Annotated in this window: 5 protein-coding genes, 1 tRNA gene and 1 pseudogene; 4 read left to right on the top strand and 3 right to left on the bottom strand. The window is 70.5% G+C overall.

The genetic code is table 11. The features are described from left to right. Positions 1-311, top strand: a pseudogene (locus tag QZ483_RS12595) (4-(cytidine 5'-diphospho)-2-C-methyl-D-erythritol kinase); the annotation flags it as partial. Between the two features lie 80 nt (positions 312-391). Here the strand turns inward: QZ483_RS12595 and mscL are convergent. Both mscL and QZ483_RS12585 read right to left on the bottom strand, forming a co-directional pair. Next, positions 392-772 (bottom strand): large conductance mechanosensitive channel protein MscL, encoded by a 381-nt coding sequence (gene mscL, locus QZ483_RS12590; protein WP_297084525.1) that lies wholly within the window; start codon positions 770-772, stop codon positions 392-394. A gap of 95 nt (positions 773-867) precedes the next feature. Continuing rightward, positions 868-1,467, bottom strand: coding sequence for a TetR/AcrR family transcriptional regulator (locus tag QZ483_RS12585; RefSeq protein WP_297084527.1), 600 nt, complete (start codon positions 1,465-1,467; stop codon positions 868-870). Positions 1,468-1,563: 96 nt separating this feature from the next. Here QZ483_RS12585 and QZ483_RS12580 point away from each other — a divergent pair. The 3 genes from QZ483_RS12580 (at position 1,564) to QZ483_RS12570 (ending at position 4,278) form a co-directional block, all read left to right on the top strand. Continuing rightward, positions 1,564-1,635 (top strand) — tRNA-Gln (locus QZ483_RS12580). Positions 1,636-1,696: 61 nt separating this feature from the next. Further along, positions 1,697-3,301 (top strand): bifunctional UDP-N-acetylglucosamine diphosphorylase/glucosamine-1-phosphate N-acetyltransferase GlmU, encoded by a 1,605-nt coding sequence (glmU, locus tag QZ483_RS12575; protein WP_297084522.1) that lies wholly within the window; start codon positions 1,697-1,699, stop codon positions 3,299-3,301. Then, complete coding sequence (locus QZ483_RS12570; RefSeq protein WP_297084520.1) at positions 3,298-4,278, top strand: ribose-phosphate diphosphokinase; 981 nt, start codon at positions 3,298-3,300, stop codon at positions 4,276-4,278. Before glmU ends, QZ483_RS12570 begins: the two co-directional genes overlap by 4 nt. Positions 4,279-4,467: 189 nt before the next feature. On the opposite strand, the gene QZ483_RS12565 is transcribed toward QZ483_RS12570, so the two are convergent. Beyond that, on the bottom strand, positions 4,468-5,102 hold a 635-nt coding region (locus tag QZ483_RS12565), incomplete at its 5' end, for a DUF1206 domain-containing protein (RefSeq protein ID WP_297084518.1).

Genomic DNA, 5,102 nt, shown 5'->3' with positions numbered 1-5,102 from the left:
AGCCGCAGATCAGCGACGACGTCATGATCGCGCTGCGCGCGGGCGACGCCGAGCAGCTCGGCGATGCGCTGGTCAACGACCTGCAGCCGGCCGCGCTGAGCCTCGCCCCGCACCTGCGCGCCGTCATGGAGCAGGCGCTCGAGGCGGAGGCGCTCGGGGTGATGGTGTCCGGCTCAGGGCCCACCGTCGCGGCGCTCGCGCGCTCGCGTCAGCACGCGCTCGCGATCGCTGCACACGTGACCGTGTCGGGGACGGCTCACACAGTCGTGACGGCGTCGGGTCCGGCGCCGGGCGCCGTGGTCCTGGCCTGAGCCCACGGCGCCACCGCTCTGGCGGGACACGAGTGCCAGATTCGGGCCGAGAGTGGCACCCATGTCCCGCCAGGGCGCAACTACTTCTTGAGCGAGTCGCGGATCTCCATGAGCAGCTCGACCTCGGTGGGTCCGCTCTCCTCGACCACGTCGTCCGCCTTCGTGCGGCGCTCGGCGAGCTTGTTCATCGGCACCACGACCACGAAGTAGATGGCGAGCGCGATGGTGATGAACTTGAACAGGGCGTCGAGGATCAGTCCGATGCTGAAGTGGGCGTTGTTGATCGTGAACGCCATGACCTGCGTGAGGTCGGGCTGACCGAAGATCATCGCGACGATGGGCGTGATGAGTCCGTCGACCACCGCGGTGATCACGGTCGCGAACGCGCCGCCGATGACGATGCCGACCGCGAGGTCCACGACATTGCCGCGCGAGATGAAGTCCTTGAAGCCCTGAATCATTGCTGTCTCCTGACGCGTGAAGGGGTGTCGTCAGTGGCAACGTACCCGCGCATCGGCCCCCGTGACCAGGGTCAATCGCGAGGTTGCGCGCGCGGTCACTCGCGCGAGGGCAGCACCGGATCCCGTTCGAAGTCGCTGAGCCCGTTCCACGCCAGATTCACCAGGTGGGCGGCGACCTCCTCCTTCGAGGGCTCGCGCACCTCCGCCCAGTGCTGGCCGGTGAGGGCGACCATGCCGACGAGCATCTGCGAGTAGATGGGTGCTGCGCTGGCGTCCAGCCCACGCTTCTCGAACTGGTGGGCCAGCAGGTGCTCGACCTGAGCGGCGACGTCGCCGATCAGCGACGAGAAGGTGCCGGTGGCCTGCGCGACCGGGGAGTCGCGCACCAGGATCCGGAAGCCGTCGGGCGAGGACTCGATGTAGCTCAGCAGCGCGAAGGCCGCGCGCTCGACCAGCTGCTTGGGGTGACCGCGCTCGGACAGCGCGCCCGTCAGCGCGCCCAGCAGTGCCTGCACCTCGCGGTCGACGATGACGGCGTACACGCCCTCCTTGCCGCCGAAGTGCTCGTAGACCACCGGCTTGGAGACGTCGGCGCGGGAGGCGATCTCCTCCACCGACGTGCCCTCGAACCCGCGCTCGGCGAACAGCGCGCGCGACACCACGAGCAGCTGCTCGCGCCGCTCGCGCGCGGTCATGCGGGCGCGGGGAGCCTTCTTCGGAGTGTCGGTCACGTCCCTAGTGTGCCGCGAATCCTGGCAGACTTGACCACTTGTGGGGCGTGGTCCCCATGTTCCGCCCTGGTGTAACGGCAGCACGCAGGCCTTTGGAGCCTTGCAGTACAGGTTCGAATCCTGTGGGCGGAGCCGATGCGCGGGCCGGGTGCCGCGCGGCGCGCGGGCAGGTGACGCGCAGGTAAAGTGGGACATGCACCTGTACGACTCCGCTGGAGCGACCGAAGGGACCTCGGTGAGCCGCACCCGACCTGCCGCAGTGATGATCCTCGCTGCCGGCGCAGGCACCCGGATGAAGTCGGCCACCCCGAAGGTCCTGCACCCGCTTGCCGGCCGTTCGCTGGTGGGCCACGCTCTCGCGGCCGCCGCGACGCTCGACCCCCACCGGGTCGTGGTGGTTGTGCGTCACGAGCGCGCGAAGGTGGCGGCGCACATCCACGAGATTGCGCCGCACGCGCTGCTGGCCGATCAGGACGAGATCCCCGGCACGGGCCGGGCGGTGTTCTGCGGGCTGTCCACGCTGGACGCGACGGCCGTGGCCGCGCGCGTCGCGAGCGGCGAGGTGGGCGACATCTCGGTGCTCGACACGCAGCTCGACGGGGCGGTCGTGGTGACCAGCGGCGACGTCCCTCTGGTCGACGGAGCGCTGCTGGGCTCGCTGGTCGATGCACACGCCGACTCGGGCGCCGCGGTGACGCTGCTGACTGCTCGCGTCGAGGATCCGACGGGCTACGGACGCATCGTGCGCGACGCCGGGACCGACGAGGTCGTCGAAATCGTCGAGCACAAGGACGCGTCCGACGACCAGCGCGCGATCGACGAGATCAACGCCGGCATCTACGTGTTCGACGCCGCCGTGCTGCGCGGCGCGCTCGCGCGCCTGGGGCGCGACAACTCGCAGGGCGAGATGTACCTCACGGACGTCATCGCGATCGCCCGCGGCGACGGCGGCCGCGTCCAGCCCTTCGTGGCACCCGACGCGGATGCCGTCGAGGGAGTCAACGACCGCGTCCAGCTCGCGGCCGTGGGACGCCGGCTCAACGACCTCATCCTCGAGCACTGGATGCGCGAGGGCGTGACGATCACCGACCCGTCGACGACGTGGATCGATGCCGACGTGGTGCTGGCTCCGGACGTCACGATCCTGCCCGGCACGCAGCTCCAGGGGGCGACCGAGGTCGCGAGCGGCGCGACCATCGGCCCGGACAGCACCCTCACGGATGTGCAGGTCGGCGCGGGCGCGACCGTCACGCGGGTGCACGGCTCGCGCTCGGTGATCGACGCGGGCGCGACGGTCGGGCCGTTCTCGTACCTGCGCCCGGGCACTCATCTGGGGGTCGACGGCAAGATCGGCGCCTTCGTCGAGACCAAGAACGCGACGATCGGCGACCACTCCAAGGTCCCGCACCTGAGCTACGTGGGCGACGCGACCATCGGCCACCACTCGAACATCGGCGCCGCGACCATCTTCGTCAACTACGACGGGGTGTCCAAGAACCGCTCGACGGTGGGTGATCACGCGCGCGTGGGCTCGGACAACTCCCTCATCGCGCCGGTCACGATCGGTGACGGTGCCTACACCGGCGCGGGTGCGATCATTCGCCGCGATGTGCCTCCGGGCGCGCTCGCGCTGACCTCGGCGCCGCAACAGAACGTCGACGGATGGGTGGTGCGGCGCAGGCCGGGCACCGCGTCCGCCGAGGCCGCCGAGGCCGCATCCCAGGCGGATGGGCACGGCGACGCACTATCGTCAGGACCACAGGCCGTACCGGCCGATGACCCTCAGGGAGAGGCATGAGCGCAGGGATCTCGCACGCGAGCGAACGACGGATGGTGCTGGCGGGCGGTCGCGCTCACCCTGAGCTCGCGGAGAACGTCGCCGCGGCGCTCGAGATCGAACTGCTGCCCACCACGGCCTACACCTTCGCTAACGGCGAGCTGTACGTGCGTTTCGGCGAGTCGGTGCGCGGTGCCGACGCGTTCGTCCTCCAGTCCCACGCGGCGCCCATCAACGAGGCGATCATGGAGCAGCTCATCATGGTCGACGCCCTCAAGCGCGCGTCCGCCAAGCGGATCACCGTCGTGATCCCGTGCTACGGCTACGCCCGTCAGGACAAGAAGCACAAGGGCCGTGAGCCCATCTCGGCGCGTCTGATGGCGGACATGTTCAAGACCGCGGGCGCGGACCGCGTGATGTCGGTCGACCTGCACACCGCGCAGATCCAGGGCTTCTTCGACGGCCCCGTGGACCACCTGTGGGCGATGCCCATGCTCGCGCAGTACGTGCGCACCCGGGTCGCCCCCGACAACATCACCATCGTGTCGCCCGACGCCGGCCGCGTGCGTCTCGCCGACCAGTGGTCGGACCACCTGGGCGCGCCGCTCGCGATCATCCACAAGCGTCGCGACCCTTCGGTCCCCAACCAGGTGAAGGTGCACGAGCTGGTCGGTGAGGTCGAGGGCCGCACGTGTGTGCTGGTCGATGACATGATCGACACCGGCGGCACCATCGTCCAGGCCGCCGAGGCGCTGTTCGAGAACGGCGCGAAGGACGTCATCGTGACGTCGACGCACGGGCTCCTGTCCGGGCCTGCCGTCGAGCGGCTGCGCGACTCCGGCATCTCGGAGGTCGTCATCACCGACACGCTGCCCATCTCGGACGACAAGCAGTTCGACAAGCTCACTGTGCTGTCCATCGCGCCGCTGCTCGCGCGCGCGATCAACGAGGTCTTCGACGACGGCTCGGTCACGAGCCTGTTCCAGGGCAACGTCTAGGCGCGAGCCCCGAGCACAGTCGGACGCGGACGACCTCGCCGCGGCGGGTCCTGGTCGCTGGCCTCGGCGCCCTCGCACCCCAGCGCTCCAGCGCCTCGGCGGCTCAGCGCCTCAGCGCTCCAGCGCCCCGCGCTTCAGCGACCGGCGAGAACCGATGTCGCTCGGCGAAGGAGGGACGATGCGTGGGCCCTACATCCGCGCCCATCGCGCCCTGGCGAGCGAGTACAGCCCATAGGCCGCGAAGCCCAGCCCGACTGCGACGACGATCGCGGGACCAGCCGGGGCGCCCAGCAGGCTCTCGATCGCGCCGTCGATGCCCTGGGCCTCGTCGGGGTCGGCGGTGAGCGCGGCGTAGCCGAACAGGACGCCCACGGCGCCCAGCGCGACCCCCTTCGCGCAGTACCCCGCCACGCCCGCGACCGTCACCGGCGTGGGCGTGCGGGTGAGGTCCTCCTCGAAGCTCCGGGTGACTCCCTTCCAGACGTGGAACGCGGCCCCCGCGATGACGCCGAGGCCGACGACGCCCACGAGGAGTCGCCCTCCGGGAGCGGACATCAGCGCGGAGGCGAAGCCCTGAGCCTGCTGATCGCCGTCGGACGCGCTCGATCCCCGCGCGATGGTGACGGTGGTGAAGGCCAGGGCGAGGTACAGGACGGCCTTGCCGGCCGCCTTGCCTCGGTCCTTCGCGTCGTCGCCACCGCGAACCGCATCGGCGATCTGCCACGTCCCCAGGGCCACGAACGCCGCGGCGGCGATCCACAGCAGCACCGCTCCCAGCGGTGCGTCCCCGATGCTCGCCAGTGCCTGGCTCTGCGAGGCCTCGG

The organism is uncultured Demequina sp. (genome assembly GCF_913055775.1).
Classification (GTDB): domain Bacteria; phylum Actinomycetota; class Actinomycetes; order Actinomycetales; family Demequinaceae; genus Demequina.
This window is presented reverse-complemented; position numbering and strand designations above follow the sequence as displayed.